At 49.2% G+C, this 15,760-nt stretch carries 14 protein-coding genes; 3 read left to right on the forward strand and 11 right to left on the reverse strand.

The window, feature by feature from the left end; genetic code table 11:
- Positions 1-274 precede the first annotated feature (274 nt).
- The 5 genes from ACJJH9_RS07650 to ACJJH9_RS07670 all read right to left on the reverse strand — a co-directional run bounded on the left by ACJJH9_RS07650 (position 275) and on the right by ACJJH9_RS07670 (position 5,421).
- Positions 275-895 (reverse strand): NHL repeat-containing protein, encoded by a 621-nt coding sequence (locus ACJJH9_RS07650; protein WP_444924825.1) that lies wholly within the window; start codon positions 893-895, stop codon positions 275-277.
- 883 nt (positions 896-1,778) lie between these two features.
- A complete protein-coding gene (locus tag ACJJH9_RS07655; protein WP_444924826.1) occupies positions 1,779-2,468 on the reverse strand; it encodes a UPF0149 family protein in 690 nt (229 codons plus the stop codon).
- Positions 2,465-3,685, reverse strand: coding sequence for a restriction endonuclease subunit S (locus ACJJH9_RS07660; RefSeq protein ID WP_444924827.1), 1,221 nt, complete (start codon positions 3,683-3,685; stop codon positions 2,465-2,467). Before ACJJH9_RS07660 ends, ACJJH9_RS07655 begins: the two co-directional genes overlap by 4 nt.
- The gene (locus ACJJH9_RS07665; RefSeq protein ID WP_444924828.1) at positions 3,675-5,213 is read right to left on the reverse strand and encodes a type I restriction-modification system subunit M; all 1,539 of its coding nucleotides are present in this window, start codon (positions 5,211-5,213) and stop codon (positions 3,675-3,677) included. Before ACJJH9_RS07665 ends, ACJJH9_RS07660 begins: the two co-directional genes overlap by 11 nt.
- Positions 5,200-5,421, reverse strand: a complete 222-nt coding sequence (locus ACJJH9_RS07670) for a hypothetical protein (protein ID WP_444924829.1) — start codon at positions 5,419-5,421, stop codon at positions 5,200-5,202. Before ACJJH9_RS07670 ends, ACJJH9_RS07665 begins: the two co-directional genes overlap by 14 nt.
- A 284-nt stretch (positions 5,422-5,705) precedes the next feature.
- Between ACJJH9_RS07670 and ACJJH9_RS07675 the strand changes: the two genes are divergently transcribed.
- Positions 5,706-6,251 (forward strand): hypothetical protein, encoded by a 546-nt coding sequence (locus ACJJH9_RS07675; protein ID WP_444924830.1) that lies wholly within the window; start codon positions 5,706-5,708, stop codon positions 6,249-6,251.
- A 215-nt stretch (positions 6,252-6,466) separates the two neighbouring features.
- Here ACJJH9_RS07675 and ACJJH9_RS07680 read toward each other — a convergent pair whose 3' ends face one another.
- The 3 genes from ACJJH9_RS07680 to ACJJH9_RS07690 form a co-directional block, all read right to left on the reverse strand.
- Positions 6,467-7,201, reverse strand: a complete 735-nt coding sequence (locus ACJJH9_RS07680; RefSeq protein WP_444924831.1) for a siderophore-interacting protein — start codon at positions 7,199-7,201, stop codon at positions 6,467-6,469.
- 14 nt (positions 7,202-7,215) lie between these two features.
- Positions 7,216-7,653 carry a MarR family winged helix-turn-helix transcriptional regulator gene (locus ACJJH9_RS07685; protein ID WP_444924832.1) on the reverse strand — a complete coding sequence of 146 codons (438 nt, stop codon included), beginning with the start codon at positions 7,651-7,653 and terminating at the stop codon, positions 7,216-7,218.
- Between the two features lie 228 nt (positions 7,654-7,881).
- Positions 7,882-9,606: a hypothetical protein gene (locus ACJJH9_RS07690; protein ID WP_444924833.1), complete on the reverse strand. Its 1,725-nt coding sequence runs from the start codon at positions 9,604-9,606 to the stop codon at positions 7,882-7,884.
- Between the two features lie 543 nt (positions 9,607-10,149).
- On the opposite strand from ACJJH9_RS07690, the gene ACJJH9_RS07695 reads away from it, so the two are divergent.
- Complete coding sequence (locus ACJJH9_RS07695; RefSeq protein ID WP_444888761.1) at positions 10,150-10,542, forward strand: hypothetical protein; 393 nt, start codon at positions 10,150-10,152, stop codon at positions 10,540-10,542.
- 27 nt (positions 10,543-10,569) lie between these two features.
- On the opposite strand, the gene ACJJH9_RS07700 is transcribed toward ACJJH9_RS07695, so the two are convergent.
- Genes ACJJH9_RS07700 through ACJJH9_RS07710 form a run of 3 tightly spaced genes read right to left on the reverse strand, consistent with a single transcriptional unit; the run spans position 10,570 to position 13,930 of the window.
- The gene (locus ACJJH9_RS07700) at positions 10,570-11,958 is read right to left on the reverse strand and encodes a hypothetical protein (protein WP_444924834.1); all 1,389 of its coding nucleotides are present in this window, start codon (positions 11,956-11,958) and stop codon (positions 10,570-10,572) included.
- An 18-nt stretch (positions 11,959-11,976) separates the two neighbouring features.
- Positions 11,977-12,339 (reverse strand): hypothetical protein, encoded by a 363-nt coding sequence (locus ACJJH9_RS07705; protein ID WP_444890592.1) that lies wholly within the window; start codon positions 12,337-12,339, stop codon positions 11,977-11,979.
- 10 nt (positions 12,340-12,349) lie between these two features.
- Positions 12,350-13,930 (reverse strand): hypothetical protein, encoded by a 1,581-nt coding sequence (locus ACJJH9_RS07710; RefSeq protein WP_444924835.1) that lies wholly within the window; start codon positions 13,928-13,930, stop codon positions 12,350-12,352.
- 542 nt (positions 13,931-14,472) lie between these two features.
- Here ACJJH9_RS07710 and ACJJH9_RS07715 point away from each other — a divergent pair.
- Positions 14,473-15,696, forward strand: coding sequence for an enterotoxin (HBL) (locus ACJJH9_RS07715; protein WP_444924836.1), 1,224 nt, complete (start codon positions 14,473-14,475; stop codon positions 15,694-15,696).
- The last annotated feature ends 64 nt before the right edge of the window (positions 15,697-15,760 follow it).

Here is a 15,760-nt window from a genome sequence, read left to right on the forward strand (position 1 = left end):
TGCCAGTCCACTGCTTGCGAGATGGTGCCGCAAGCGGCGTTAGTTCGAGAGCTGTGGGGCTGGAAGGTTTAGGCTAGTCGTTGCTGTTGCTTTTACTGGCCGGTGGTTTTGGGGAGCCCCTGGTATGGGTATCTGTACTGAGTAGCGGAGTACTTATCTTATTGCTGGATGGCCTTGTGAGTATTGCACCGCGCCAAGAAGTGGGAAAAGGCACTCCTTGGGCGGGGCTGCAACTAGCGTGTAAATATTATTCAGTAGCTAAAGCTGGTGCCTTTTAAATTGAGACACCCATATTGCCTTTAGTACCGACACAAAATCCAAATATTTCATGGAAATAGAGGCTTTTACATTCAAAATTGGAGGCGATATGGAAAGTGTCATTCGGGAATTTTGGGTCGTAGAGTCCCAGTTTCCCACTGGTATCCACGCAATAGATATCACCTCTTGGGTCACCGGGCCTAAAGGCAATCCAGTCCAGTTTCCAGCCGCCGAGATCACCCTGATCATCCCACTTGTTGTCAATGGGGTTCCATTTGCCAACGTTACCTTTTTCGCCAACACACCACATTTCTCCAGTGTTATCGAAGGCAATCATCTTTAGGTCCCAGGGCTTTGCAATGTCCGGTTCCTCCCAGGCTCCAGTGGTGGTATTCCACTTGGCAAGATTACCTTTAGTTCCAACGCACCACATGGCATTTGACTTGTCAAATGCAATCATCTTGGAATCCCAGGATTGGTTGTACTCTTTTTTGTCAACGAGACCAAAAGTTCTTGAGTTCCACTTTCCGATATTATTCGAAGTGCCCACACACCACAGGTTATCCTCTCTATCAAAAGTGACCATATTTAAGTGCCACGTTGAGAGGAATCCTCTGTCTTTAAAGTTCATTTCCATGGTTAATCTCCTTTGGGTTTTGGGATCAGTTTTTTCTGATGCTTCGGGGTACCAAAATGTAAAGGCTTAAAGTGAATTCATTGATTAATTGATAAATAAGTCAGCTGGAGCCTTGGTGTCATTTTTGTTAGAAGTTTCCAGGTAAAAAGTATGTGCGGCCTTTTGAAAGGAAAAGTGTTTTATATGCAATTAGCACTTTCCAGCAAAGACTTATGCTGTGCTGTCTTATTTTTTTCACCCACTGGGTACGGCCCATCCAGTGGCGGCTATTACTGCGAAAAGTGAGGTTGAGGCTTTATGCTGGTTATATTTCTGCCCACTAAATAGCAGGGCCAAAGAACAGAACTGGCCACTCGGCTTGATAAAAACCTCCTAATCAGTTGTTTCAAGCGATCTTAAAGCAAAGGTCTGTTATTTAATATGCTCCTCCGTTAAAAGGGCGGGGATTCCTACCGGTGGTTGGCGCCATCTTGGAAGTGGTCAGCCAGCTCAAAATAAATTGGAAAAATCAAATAATTGCGGGCCAGTTGGGGCAGTATTTATAGGTTGTTGCCGTGGCGCGTTTATCAATTAATAGGGCTCTGTGATATAGAATGTCGTGAATTTTTTGGTTGGAGCGGCAGCCACTGAATTTTCAAAAATAGATTCGCCTCAGCGATGGGTTTTTAAAAGTTGGCATTTGGGTGGTGTGTGTTTTCGTCGACAGGAAAGGAGCAGCTACAGGAAAGAGGAAGGGAAAGAATACGCTGTGCCCGGACCCTATAGGGTATAGGTGTCGATTGGGCGTTTCTAAGATGTCTTCACACGACATCTGAAGTGCAGCGTATTCTATTCAGCGGGAAAGCGTTCTCTATTTTATGCGCGGCCTCGTGTATGGCCGCTATCAATGCAAACAGCAGCGTTTAAACTTTTTACCGCTGCCACAGGGGCAGGGGTCGTTGCGGCCGGTTTTGGGGTCGGCTCGATGGGGGGCTGTTGCAGGCTCCGGGGCGCGCTGTTGCAGCCAGTGGCGGTGCAGGGCGCGGGCGGCGGGTTCTATTTGGGTAACGGTCTGCTGATACTCGGCCTTCGTCAAGCCCCCAAGGTAATCGAAATGTTCCTCGCGTGCGTGCAGGGCGATGGCTTGCAGTTGGGTGTCGAGTTCTGCGGGCAGGCTGGGCCACTGGCCCAGGTCTACACCCTGCATATAGCCGAAACACCATTCCCCAGGGAAGATAAAAGAGGGCTCGCCCTCTTTATTGGCCTCATTGAATAGGGCTTGGAACTCTTCGGGGGCTTCCGTTAGCACCATGGCATTACTGTTCATCAACTGGAATAGCAGCGCCATAAAGCGCTGCATCTCCTCCTCGGATTCCCACTCCGGTTCATTGCCGGGGCCGCCCCAGATTTCGGAGAACCAGCGGCTGGGGGAAATCATCTCCGGGCCTGACACCAGGGCGGTGAGAAAGCCGTCCAGCTCGCAGATATCCAATATTGAGTCGTCGTTGCCGTACTTGTGCAGTACTTCGTCTATATAATCCAGATCGGCTTCACTGATGGGCGCATCGAGATCGACGGTTTCGCTAAATGTCATTGGGCTTCCTCTATCTGGACCCGGCGCTTGCCGGTAAGCAGCTGTTGCATCAGGGCTTTTTTCTCCTGCTTTAGGCAGTCGAGTTTTTGTTGCAGGGTTTCGATTTCTTGATCGGCTGATGAGAGAGTCCCAGAAATTCTATACTGTTCCTCTAGGCTCGGAAATTGCCACGATATTTTTTTAAAGTGATTAAACTTCAAGTTCCATGTGTCGGATACAAGGCCTTGGGAATGCCTATAGAAAACATGGATTAATTGAGGGAGCTTGAAAAGCTGAGCAGCATATGCCGGCACTACTCTTTCTCCTGGGATTAGGATTGTGTATGCCGGACTTACAATGCCTTCTTTGTCGGAAAGGCTTGACCGGCCCTGCCACATTCGCATCGTATTATATCCAATATCATTAATATTAATCCGGCGGTACTTGGATTTATCTTCATTTGAAGTGTTTTTTCTCCCAGTATCCTCTTGATAGACAACGCCGTCATCGGAAGTTATTGAGAGAAGAGGCAAGTCTTTTCTACCTGTTTCCACTCTCTCGCTAAATAAATGTCCGAGTTGATAGGTCTCCCAGTGTTCACTAAACCGAACTCCATTCTTATCCCGCAGGCGCTTTTTGCCGGTGAGCAGTTGCTGCATCAGGGCCTTTTTCTGCTGGCGGCTGTTGGCGAGCAGTTTTTCGCTGGTGTCGATGGCCTTATCCCAGGTAGATAGGATTTGGGCGATCTTTTTTTGTTCGGGGAGTGGTGGCAGTGGAAACTGTAATGATTTTACATCTTGCTGATTAATGCTGCATTGAGCTACAGCCCTCTTTGCGACTTTACAGAAATGTACTCTAGCTTGATGAGTTTGAAGTACTCTTGCTAAATATCCTGGCAGGATAGCCGACTCATTTGGCTCAATTCTCATCATATTTGATTCATAAACAGATGGAGTGCTACTTCCTTTCCAAAGGATGGATTTGCCAAGGTGAGATAAGCTATTTACTCGGTTAACGATAATATCGCTGTTTTTTAGCTGATAAGATTCAATCTCTTTGGTTGTTAAATTAACTTTCTGAAGTTTTTTTTCTGTCAAGTTGCCATCATTATCAAAATCAGTAATTCTCAGAATAGGGGTGCCTTGCCCATAAGACTCTGAGCTTTTGTAAATTCCATTTTTATACGGTTTAGGTAATAGCTGGCCAAGTTTCACAATGGGTAAATCTTTAGTTGCCATAACCCAACTCCTGCAAATACAGCTCCATTTCCCCTTCCAGCTCACTTAACTGTGCCTTAAGCTGCTGCCGCTCGGCGCGCACGGCCAGCAGGTCGATCTCTTCCTCCTCCTCGAAGGTATCCACATAGCGGGGGATATTCAGGTTGTAGTCGTTATCCTGGATTTCCTTGAGGCTGGCCACATAGGCGTATTTGTCCAGATCGGTACCCTGGCGGTAGGTCGCCACTACCTTGTCGATATTGTCCTGGGTGAGCAGGTTCTGGTTTTTGCCCGCTTTAAATTCCCGCGAGGCATCGATAAACATCACGCTGTCGTCCTGCTTGTCGCGGGCGAAGATCAGGATGGCGGCGGGGATGCCGGTGCCGTAAAAGAGTTTTTCCGGCAGGCCGATCACCGCGTCCAGCAGGTTTTCCTCAATCAACTGCTTGCGGATCTTGCCCTCAGCAGAGCCCCGGAACAGCACGCCGTGGGGCACCACCACGCCCATGCGCCCGCTCTTGGGATTGAGGGTTTCGATCATATGCAGGATAAAGGCGTAGTCCCCTTTGGTTTTTGGCGGCACGCCGCGATGAAAGCGGCCGAAGGGGTCGTTGCCGGCTTCGTCGTGGCCCCATTTGTCCAGGGAGAAGGGCGGGTTGGCGGTGACGATATCGAACAGGTCCAGGTGGCCGTTTTTGTCCAGCAGCTTGGGGTTGCGAATGGTATCGCCCCATTCGATTTTGTGGTTGTCCTCGCCGTGCAGGAACATATTCATCTTGGCCAGAGACCAGGTGGAGCCGATGGCTTCCTGGCCGTAGAGCTCGTACTGCTTGCTGTTGTGGTGTTCCCGCACCTTGCGCCCGCACTTCATCAGTAGGGAGGCGGAGCCACACGTAGGATCGCAGATGCGGTCGCCGGGGCGGGGGTCGAGCAGTTCGGCGATCAGCTCGGACACTTCCGGTGGGGTGTAGAACTCGCCGGCCTTCTGACCGCCGCTGGCGGCGAAGTTCTTGATCAGGTATTCGTAGCCGTTGCCGATCACATCCAGGTTGCCCACGCGGCTGGGGCGCAGGTTCAGCTCGGTTTTGGCGAAATCTTCCAGCAGGTGGCGCAGGATGGTGTTCTTCTGCTTCTCCTCGCCCAGCTTGTCGGTATTGAAGGAGATATCCTGGAACACGCTCTTGCCGGCGTCCTTGAGCTTGGTGCCGTTGGCCTCTTCGATAGCGTGCAGGGCCTGATCGATGCGCTCACCATTGCCGGGTTCGTGGCGGTGCTCGTACAGGGTGTAGAAGCTGGCACTTTGCGGCAGTACAAAGCGCTCGCTCTTCATCATCTCCTCGATCAGCTCCGGCTCGTTGCCGTAGGTTTCCACATACTCCTCGTAGTGGTCCTGCCATACATCGGAGATGTACTTGAGGAACAGCATGGTGAGGATAAAGTCTTTGTAGGTGTCGGCGCTGATGGTGCCGCGAAAGGTGTCGCAGGCATTCCACAGGGCCTTGTTGATGCTGTCCTGGCTGATTTGTTCGGCGGCGCTATTGCTGCTCATGGGGTGCTTCTTGTCCTTTGTGTATTGCTGGGGCGCTGTGGCCCAGTCGAATTCGGTTTGCGCTGGCATTGCTACAGGTGTTGTCGCGGGCGTTGTTACCCGGTTTTACGGTGCTATCTGTTTGGGTGGCTCGCTGGTCGGGCATGGTCGGGAATTGGTTGCTCGGCGGTGTGGGAGCTTCCCAGACAAGGCCGGGACAAACCCGCATTGCGCTAAATGTTGGGGATGGTGATTCAGCTGCCGGATGGCGTCAAGGGCATTTATACCCTTCTATCCTGAGCGTGATGCAGCGGCTTAGGCTGTGGGGGTCACTGCCGGATAATTCGTGTTGGCGACAGACTCTCCTTGATTGTTTTTTGCGCTGCTGTGGTGGGTCTTCGGTATGGCTGGGCTGGCTAATCTATAGAGAGCCCTGTTCGCGGAAGCGCTGTTGAGGCGCTAATGGCGCCAGAGCAGTGGCTGGGGCTTGTTAGCAGGGAGAGGAGGTCAAATATGATTCGGCATATTGCATGTATCTTGGCGAGCCTGGTTCTGGGATTCAGTGGGAGTTTGAGCCTGGCAGAAACGGAGCAAAATAAAGGAAGGTATCTCGGGGCCTTTAATGACCCCGTGGCTTATTGCCGAGTTGTGGTCAATGCCGATAGCCCGGAAGAACCCTATATCGGCCCGGCAAAACCGCAGGTAGTGTTATCGGGTATTTACCAGGCAGCTGGTATTTCTGCCGGTGCACCGAGGGATTGGGTTGCGGGGGGCACTTTTTGGCGTTGTATGCATGGCGGAGTCTATGCGTGCTTTGTCGGCGCCAATCTTCCCTGTGAAGAAAAGGCGGACACTTCGAAGGAGCCAAGTGAGGCAATTGCCGCTTACTGTAAGAGCAATCCTGCGTCGGAATCTATACCAGCCGTTGTGACTGGACGGGTGACTATCTATGCATGGCACTGTGAGAATGGCGTTCCAGAAATTACCCGCCAGGCGCTACAGGTAGATGAACGGGGTTATATTGCTAATTATTGGTATCGGATGGATCGATCAGGATAAAGAGTAATTTTCGCGAAAGTGGTTTGCCTTATGGTAATGGGGGGCTTCTGCTACTGAGGTGTGAAAACATAACGCCGCTGTGAAATGCGGGCAAACTATTTTGGGTTTAGCGCACTTGGGGGTAGCGTACTTAGTGTTAGTGTCGGATAAGGCCCCAGGGGAGGGGGTTACTCCCCGCTGCTTTTGTGGCCTCTAAAACCTGCCAATTTTCCCCTTTAGGCCTGCTCGTTATCCAGTTTTTTCGCGAGCTTGTGCCCTTCATCAGAGTCCCCAAGTTTCCAATAACTGGAAATGTAAATATGGGTTTTGGGGATTTCTTTATCCTGCTTAAAAAATTTCCGTAATTGACGCATATTATTAAATTCGCAGGCGGCCCAGATGGCGGCTTGGCCTGGAAGCCAGGGCAGTGCCTGAATTTTAGGGAGGAGAAGTTCACCGGTGGGGAAGGAATTTACCACCCAGTGCAGCTGCAGGTTTTTTGGATGTTTCAGTGGCTGAATATCCGATTCGCTTGAAACTTCTATCACCGCATATCCGCTGGCCTCATCAGGTAGTTGGGCCAGGTTAACGCTAATGGCGGGTAGGGCGGTCATATCGCCGGCGAGCAAAAACCAGTCGGCCTCGGGGTTAACCAGCTTCTTGGGGCCAGGCCCTCCTATCAGAATAGAGTCTCCGGGTTGTGCATTGGCCGCCCAATTTGAGGCTGGCCCTTCATGTTCATGCAAAGCGAAGTCGATATCGATTTCTGCCTGCCGTTGGTGCCTGATGGTATAGCTTCTCATCAGTGGGCGTTCACCTTCACCCTGGGGGAAAACCAGTTTTATATAGGCGCTTTCCTGGTCGCAGGGAAAGGATTCCAACCCTTCGCCACCCAGAGTGATACGTAACATGTGTTCTGAGACTTTGGTGGAGCGCAAAACGACCAGCTCTCGTGTGCGTTTTTCAGCCATAGTATTGAGGCTCCTTAATCTGAAGTAGGATGTTCGGTCAGGTTCTCGATCATAACGCTGGCGATATGGGCAAACGCCTTGAGTTCTTTTTCGCTCAGGTTGTGAGTCATTACAGCGATAACCTCTGTTTCCAGGTTTTGCACTTTTTCAAGAATCTTTTTTCCTGATGCTGTGGGAGCAAGGAGCTGACTGCGGCGGTCATTGGGGTTGTCTGTTTTTTTGATAAGCTTGGATTGAACCAACTCATTAAGTACCCGTGTAATCTGGGCCTTATCTTGATTCATTCGCAGTGCAATTGACCGTGCGGTACTCTGCGGATACTTGCAGATTCCCTTAAGCACGCGAATATGATTTACCGGAAGGTCAATTCTTTGCTCCTGAATGCTGATCCGCAGCTGCTTTTTGTAAGCGTGGATCAGCTGGTGCAGGGTTTCGTTGACTGAGTAGCTCACAGGGTTGCCGCATTAACTTGATTGATATTATCAACTTTATTTTAGGTGGTTGATTGTGTCAACTAAATTGAAGAGTATTGTTTTGGGTCGAAAGAAGCTTTTCGGCGGGGGAGAAATTAGGGGGTGAGCTTTGCAAAAAGCTTTCGCCTTTGGGCGCAGAGTATTGAAAGCTAAAAAGCCGATTAAAGGGGAGGGGGAGCCCCTCCCCAAGAGCGAAAGGAGTCGCGCTTACCAGGTTAAGCTGATATCGGTTCCATCAAACTTTACGTCTGAGTCATACACATATTTCAATGTGCCCTTCCAGAAGGAGCCGTGCCACTCCCAGTCGGCATCGTAGCTGACCTCATTGAGCACCTTTTGACTAAAGGCTTCAAAGCTGCCATAGCGCTCCTCGCTACCCATAATCACTACCCAGGTTTGTTCGTTCCAGTCGCAGCTAACGGTATTGGAATCGCCGTTACCGCAGGGATAGCGCACGGCGATATAGCCGTCGTCTTCCTTGCCGAATTTCCAGTTACCGCTGCGCTTCTCCTCCTCAAAGCCTTCTGGCCATTGCAATGCCACGTTGGAGCCACCGGAATGGAACAGTTCAATTGCCGGATAGGGGTTGTATTGGATTACGGCAACATTGTTCACCTGCTTAATCTTAGGGTGGTGATCGTTTTGCATGGTGCTGTTGCCATCGCCAACCTTCGCCCAGACCGATTGGGTGCCGGTAGTGGCAATCCAAGGCGTTTGCTGATAGCCCTGGCGACCACCCCAGTAATTCTGAATGGAGTGCATCATCACACCGCCATCCTTATACATGGAAAAGTTAGCGCCAGAAAGCACGGAGCTGCGGCTGAATACCGCTCCGGCCTTGGCGGCAGCAGGGGCGGCAGCTTCTGAAAGCCCTAGGAACTGGTCGAAGGCTTTCAGTCCTTCATAGCCTTCAAGCTGATATTTACTGACGAACCAAGCGGTATCGGCAGCTACATCCGGGTGGAAATAAGCCCCCTGACTCCAATAGAAAGGCACGCGCTCTTCGCGGGGAAAGTCAGCATAAATATCGTTTTTGGCATCGCCGAGAGAGTGGCCTACCGAGTAATTCATATTCAGGTCTTTACCGAAATACTTGAAGATGTCATCGGTAATTTCCAGGCCAGAGGTGGCCAGCATTACACCTGCGGGACTCGGTGTTCTCACTGATTCCTTACCGAGACCCGTTAGCAGGTAGATGATGCGGTTGATGTTGCCGCCGGAACCGTTCCTGCGGTAGCCATCATTACTGCGGCCTGCGGCTGAGAAAAGGATGCCCTGGTCGTTGGTGACCAGCAGTATGTCCTGCAGCAAGCGTTGCGCAGCGCCCGTAGCCAGCTCGCGAATTTCTGCATCTTCAGAAAAATCGACGAGGTTAAGTAGCGCAGATAAGGTGTAGGGGTAATAGACCGGGGAGTAAAATTCATAGAAACCATACTGGTTTTTTACTTCCAGGTAGCGCTTTAAGCGCTTGTAAGTTCTGTCGTCTTCAAATGCACCGTACTTTTCCTGTAGAAGATACTGGGCAGATGTGTACATGATCATATGGTTTTCAGAGGCGAAGACGTGATCCCCAGTGCCGCCTTCCTTAAACCAGAAGTGGTATCCGTCCAAAGCAGAAAAGAGTTCATCTTTAATTTCTGGGCGGAAAAACAGGATACGGATGAGTCTGGTAAGGGTGAAGTCTGAATTCTTCTTGCCGCCATTACGCAGGACATCCAAATTCTTATTCAGCGCCTCCCAATTGAGCTCATCGCCGGTGTATGCCTGTAAGACGACAGCGGTATCATTAGTGGAAGAAACGCCCTCTTCAATATATTGCAATTGCCTATCTTGATAGGCGCTCTCATCAAAAGACTGCGCATTGACACTGGCTGAATGTATCGCCAATCCTAAAAAAATCGGGTACAGCATTCCTACTACTGGTACTTTCATCAGTACTTGTTCCTATATTGATTTTGATTTCTGGTGTTAAACACCATAAATGTACCACTTGTGTATTACAGGAATTTATTGGATTAAACGATAGGTATTTTCTCTCGCTGAAGGTTGCCGATTCGATCAGTTGGGTCCCTTGGTTCTCACTTTTAAAATATATTTTTACTCAGGTTTCTTTTGGGGGTGATTGTTTATTTTTTATGTCTTAACAATGAGTTTTAGTGCTTGTTAATTGGTACGGTTTGGTATTAAAAATAAGTTTGCTATTTGCTTAGGGGGTAGATGGTCTATTACAGGTTGGTGGGTTTTGTAGTCTTTTGAGGGCTGTGCAGGAGAGTGCGAATAAAAGGCGTTGAACGGTTGCTACTTTTTGCTGCCGTAAAAATTTGTAGTAGTGGTGTTAGTCTGTTGATAAGGAGCTTGGCTTGGAGGTCTCTAATTTATTCAGGCGTGAAATCTTGGCGCGGATTTAAGTTTGCTACTTTAAAGTCAGCGTTTAAGGTTTAGAGGTATAGGCTTCTAAAGATTCTGGGACAAAAAATGAAAAAACTACTAATTTTCTTTGCGGCCGGCTGTTTGGGTGCTGTGGCAAATAGCGTTGTGGTCTGGCTGTTTGGGGATTTTGGAATAACCCCATCTCTGGGGGTATCTATCACCCCTACCTTGTCTGCTGAATGGCTATATCCCAGAGTGGTATGGGGTGGCATTTGGGGTCTGTTTTTTATTCTTCCTTTCCTACCATCAAAGCTGTTGTTAAAAGGAAGCATCTTGAGCCTACTCCCCACGGCGTTCCAGCTTTTTGTTGTTTTTCCTGTGATGGCCGGTAAAGGTATGGCAGGGCTTGAGCTGGGGGCGCTTACCCCAATTTTTGTAGTATTTTTTAATTGGATCTGGGGGATTGTTACCGCGCTCACCATAAAGTGGGCTGAGTAATTCCGCTTGTTTCCTTTATTGATCGGTTTACATTAACAGGATTCTTTTGGCGGCTTTCAAGCCCCGGCTGGTCGTTGTTGATGGCCCCTCCAGCCAGTGATCAATAATGCGGTAAGCAAGTTCGTGTCTTTGCGGTCCGCTTCTATTCTCAGTTAATTCCCCCAGAACCCAGTGATTGTGTGCTATCCAGGTATCCCGAGCGATAGACCGAATTTGTGGGTCTGCCTCGCAGAATAGGGGCAGCGCCGTACTGAGATTGCTGGGTTGTTGTAAGGTCTCCCTGCTAATAGGTGGTTGCCCTTGGGCTTTCCACCAGTCTCGGGCGCCTTCGGGGTCGTGTCCAAAACGTTGTTTGAAAGATTGGGTGAATGGGCTGAGGAAGGGCCAGTTGCCCCCTTTTACTATCCGCTCAACGATTTCTCTGGTGGTTGCCCGGTCGCCAAAATTCTCCGGATCGTAGAGCACACGGTCTTTAGTTGCGGCATGTATTGGGCTGGTGGCATCGGCGGTAATCTGGGTATTTGCCGGCAGGGCAGCTGCGGCAATCGGCAGCAGTGATGGAGCACCGAGTCCGAGGCAGTGGAATCTTTGCAAGGGTATGTTGTGATCCTGGTAGCCATCTGTAATGCCTTTAAGCACTTGTGCCAAGCGCACATAACGGCGTGGTACAGGCCTATCCAGTTTGAAAGAGGCTCGGTGGAGCACAAAGAAGTCTGTCGCATTTAAATCCCCGCAAATACTGGCCAGTCCTATGGCAGCTGAACGCACCCCGCTTTGTGCGGCTAGCCGACCGGCGTCCCGGCCGGTGTTGTAATCCATTGCGCTTAGTACTGCATAAACAGTCAAGCCCTGGCTTAGTGGGTGTTCAGCGATTTTTTCCCATAGTCTCAGGCTCTGACGATTGCGCGCGGCGATACGCTCTGGTCGCCAGCCGGTAATTTCCCGCTCCAGGTCCAAAGCCACCAGGCATGTAGTGGCAAAGTCCTCCTGAGCGATCAGGTGGGTGGGGTGCATTAACAGCTGGCGCTGCAGCAGGAGATTGGTATCAATGCTATTTGAACGCTCATTACAGTTGGCCAGTACTCTCTCCGCCAGTGTATCTGCCAATATGCGCAAATCTTTTGGGACTTCATTGCCGCGGGGCAGTTGACCCAGTTGACGGCGCAGAGCTTTTACCCGCAGGGTTACTTGTCGGGCTTCTTCAGAGAACTGCGAGATGACCGCATCAATCAGTTGTTTGGTGCCGTTATCGGCAAGCAGGGGCAACCCTCTGCGGCGCACTTCTGCCGCCATTTGCAGATTGGAATTGGTAATCCGGTGGGCAGATAGCAGGTAGCCTTCGGCGGTAATCATATGGTTGGCAAAGGCATCCAGTGTCTGCCGGCGTAAATTGGCGATAAATCGCATGCTGGTCATTAGCCAGTAAAAGTCTCCTCAAATCAGTGCGTGGGAGCAGGCTTTGTATTCATCGAGTAGTGCGTGGGCTACTTCCAGCTCAATTTCGAGCTCCAGGGCTATCTGTTCGAACAGGTCCCAGGCAGCGAGCACGTCTGGGTGAGTTTCAATGCACTCGGATACTGCGTGATCCATTGGCTCTATGGGAAAATCCATTTCATCCTTTTGATGTAAGTTGGGCAGGCTGGGTATCGCTGTCTCCAGGCATTCGCTGCGCACTGTCTCTTTGGCGGCGTGCCACTCCGCTTTTGCCAGCTGTGCCATCGCCAGAAGTACATCTAATTCCGCAATCTGGTCGTGGACTCTGTCCAGTTCTGTCATGCATCCATCATCTGGTGGCATAGTAGCCCTCCTAAGGACGAATTAGGGGCGTAAATAGTAGCTCTCCGGCCCCCAAGGTGGCCTCAGAGTGCTCATCAACTTGGTGGGCACCAAGAGACCAGTAGAGATTGGCGTTGCTACGCCAGGGCTGGAACCAACGGTTGGCGAGCCTTATAAAGCTCACTTCGAAGCTGGACTTACCAATCTCGGCCAGGGCCAGGGAATCGACCTCAACGGCGGGTTTACCATCGAACAGGCTTGAGTGATGTCTATAAGTGCCACTGAGTCGGCAGAAAGCGCCTGGACAAATGCCGGCATGTGGTAGGTGAGCAAAGCGCACCACGGCATTTGCCTCGGCATTACTGGAGGGATCTTTCAATATCAGGTGGCTTAATAGCATGCCGCCCTCCTGAGGTGGAGAGGTGACCTTTTCGACAAAGCCTCTGATTTCAACAAACTCTCCCTCAGGACTGGTTTCTAGCTTCGACAGTTCTACATTTTTACCGTTGGGAAGCGTTGCTGAAAAAGGCATGGTGTAGATATTTTTCTGAAGGTTTTTGATCTCTCTATCGGAATTAAGCCCCTCGCAACCAAGCGCAAGTCGATAACAGGCAGCCTGGCTAGCGATGGCGATGCGGGTGAGAAAGTGCGCATCCACCGCGAGATCGCCAAGCCTCTCCGCCAGGCCGCCACTACCACGTCGCAATATTTCGGTAATTGTGTTGTGTATTACCGCTTGAGCGCTTGCGAACTGGGGGAGTTTGCTCTCAATATCTCCGGCCAGAAACAAGCACGCCTGTTTGATCTCCACTGATTTTCCAAGAAGTAGGGCGCTGTAAATACGCTTGTGACCACTTTTAAGTAGGTTGGAAAATACTTTTATAATCGTTTTAATGGAATGTATATTGCGCTTGGAAAAGTCGGTACTAGCTGCTTCAGTATCTAGAGCAATATTGAATTGAGCATGTGTTAGCGCGAGTAGCCCTCGACTTAGGCACATGATGACAGCATCAGCGGCACTGTTTAATCTCAGGGCCATTGAAGATGTATTTTCTGGAAAATAAGCCTTTAACAAGTCTATATTTTTTATCTCCCCATTAGCTAATCTGGCCATGGATTCCTGCAGGTTAATTCTCTCGTCCAGGCCTGCAATTTTTTTGCGTAAACGCGTGAGAGTCTGTTCTGAGAGCTTATTACCAGCTAATTCTTCTGCTTTAACGAGAATCTTATTTAACCGATCTTCGGGGTCCATGCTGCGAATTCGCCGCTCAAGGTTTTCAGCCCATTGGTTTCGACTATCGCCAATAGCAATGCCACGCAGCACAAACAGAAACTCTAAACCCATACGGTGATGCAGAGTGTGCAAATAGTTGGTGCTTTCTAAGTGGCTTTGAAGATTGCGATACTCGCCATAGCCCAACCCTATACAGAGCCGTGCCTGTTGATCTAGTTCTTTCCATGAGAGAGATAATATCGATTGTTGAAGAGTCAGGGCCTCGCGAAAGAGTTTCAATAATTCAGTAGGCTGTTTGTTAAAGGCAGGGAGTAAATCAAATTGGGCACGCTTTAAAGTATCTTTGAGTGGGTAGGGGCTTTCATTGGCCATTGGCATCAGTGTCTCCTGGATGCGATGGGTGGCTCAATATTAACTATTGGCGGAATTGCCACCTTTTCTATTTGGCATGTTATTAAGCATAGTAAATTGTTGAGCGGACATACTTTCGGCGGCTTATTTGCTTTGATGCTTACCTGGGGTTGGGGCTTATATAAAGATAGGTCGGTCTGGTTAAGTTTAAAATTTTAGGTTTTCAGAGGATATTTTAAACACCCTTTAATTCAATGATTTTATTGGATTGAAAAATGGGTACGGTATTTATAGTTCTATAGGTCTGAGCATATGAGCTTCCCGTCAAGCATACTGTTGAGAAATCTATCCCTTATTTCAATTTTCACTGGTTATTGAGGTGCTCATTGCGCTGGGTTTGGTGCTCTTTATTTGAGATGTGAATATAAATATATTTCTATTTCCGATTCATTATAAGGGGTGGCATATTGGTTACAGTTAAAGCTTGCTATATTGGGCTGCGCCTAAATCAAGGTGTTTCTTGGAGGTCTCAGGCTTCATCTTAAATATTCATTAAGAGAGAAATAAATATGTCACAGGTAAGTGATGACGTAGATTTGGTGGCGGAGAAAAGTTCCAGCCCAGTGGTGGTGAAACTTTCATTAGCAAAAGCTTTCAAGCATAGTGCTCAATCTATTCGCGAAACTCAGAATACGTACAAGCAGAATGTAGTTGCAATAAACACTCTGGTGACTAGCGTTTTGTCCTCAAGCTTGCCTACCTTAAATCAAAACCCGCCGGATTGGAGTGAGTTTGTAGCGGCCTATACACAGGCCAATACCGATGCGCTTGATTGGGTGAATAATGTACTGGCCAGGCTTCTGGATGTGCCGAGTGAGGTGCAAAGTTACAACGGTATTATCAGTCAGTTGTTGCAGGATGCTTTAACCCAGGCGAATACACTCAATAGTGACCCAGGTAATACATCGGCTCTTAATATATTGAAGAACGACCTGGATTCAATCACCTCTCAACTGGGTATTGTTTCGACCTTTATCAGCGGCGCAGTTCAGGCAATTCAAGGGTTTCAGGATAAATTGCCTGATATGGCGACTCAATTGCAGTCAATTGCCGATAAGTCTGTTCAGGATGCGCAGGCCGATGAACAGCAAATTGCTGATTTAAAGAAAGAAATAAAAAATCTTCAAGCAGATATCAAATCACTGACAACAAGCATTGTTGCTCTTGGTATTGCGGATGCTACTGCTATTTCTTTGGGTACTGTCGCTTCTATAGTAGCCTTCCCTGAAGGTCTGCTGACCTGGTTCGTTATGGGGCCGGTAGCTGCAGTGGCAAGCACCTTTATTGCATTGGATGCTGCCAAAATTGTTGCAGACCAAAAGAGCATCAAGGCTAAGCAAGCAGAAATGAATCTGGTAACTGCAGATGTATCAACTCTTCAGATGTTGTCGCAAAGCTTTGGGCAGCTCGCTGAGGAGACCCAGCAGGTAGAAGATAATTTGCAGGCTGTATTGCAAGAGTGGCAAACTCTTGAAAGTGATGTATCTGGCGCCATCAGTGATATTCAGACAGCCATTTCTGACGAGGAGGGCGCTAACTTCTCGGCCGTGATCAATGACCTCAATGATGCGATCACTGAATGGGATGATGCCTATTCCCAGGCGGGCAGCTTGTATCTTGAGCTTAATGTAAATGATGCAGATCTGACAATTGGCATGAGCTCAGATCAAGTTCAGTCTGCTTTTGCCAGTGGCAATGCGGTTGGAGTAATTCAGTACTACAACAGCCTCTAGAAGTAGATAACGCAATATTGATTCAAAGGCTTATTTCGAGGGAAATAAGCCTTTTTTATTTATC

Source organism: Microbulbifer mixtoriginis (SeqCode) (assembly GCF_052466715.1).